The organism is Rhizobacter sp. P2_H2, from assembly GCF_056403375.1.
Genome location: NZ_JBFUFP010001697.1, coordinates 1 through 710, shown reverse-complemented (window position 1 = coordinate 710; position 710 = coordinate 1). Strand labels below are relative to the sequence as shown.

Sequence of the window (710 nt, the reverse complement as noted above, 5' to 3'; positions counted from 1 at the left end):
TGATCTGGCTGCGCGCGAGGCCCTGCTTCTCGATCGCGTCGCGCAGCTTCTCGTCCATCGTCGCGCGCACCGTCTCGTACAGGTCGGCCTGTGCGCCGGACAGCTCCACGCGCAGCAGCGTCTCGGTCTTGGCCGGCAGCTCCTGCGCCACCTGCTGCTTGGTGCGGCGCAGGATGAACGGCCGCACGCGCCGCGCGAGGTGCTGGGCCTGCAGGTGATCCTGCCGCTTCTCGATCGGCTGGCGGTAGCGCTCGCGGAACTGCAGCTCGCTGCCGAGCAGCCCCGGGCAGACGAAATCCATCAGGCTCCACAGCTCGCCGAGGTGGTTCTCGAGCGGCGTGCCGCTCAGGCACAGCCGGTGCTGCGCGCGCAGCCCCTTCAACGCGAGTGCGGCCTGGCTGCGGCTGTTCTTGATGCGCTGCGCCTCGTCGAGCACGACGTAGTGCCAGTCCTGCGCGGCCAGCACGTCGATGTCGCGCACCGCCAGCGGGTAGCTGGTGATCACCAGGTGGGCCTGGCCGAGGCGCTCGAAGTGCTGCATGCGCCGCGCGCCGTGCAGCACCAGCGTCTTYAGCTGCGGCGTGAAGCGCTGCGCCTCGGTGTGCCAGTTGTCGACCAGGCTGGTCGGCACGACGACGAGCGACGGCTTGTCGAGCCGGCCGGCATCGAGCTCGCCCTGCAGCAGCGCGAGCGTCTGCAGCGTCTTGCCC

Annotated in this window: 1 protein-coding gene; it reads right to left on the bottom strand. The window is 70.5% G+C overall.

The window, feature by feature from the left end:
- The coding region (locus AC1D15_RS35680) for a DEAD/DEAH box helicase (protein ID WP_477829811.1) at window positions 1-710 on the bottom strand (710 nt) is incomplete at both ends.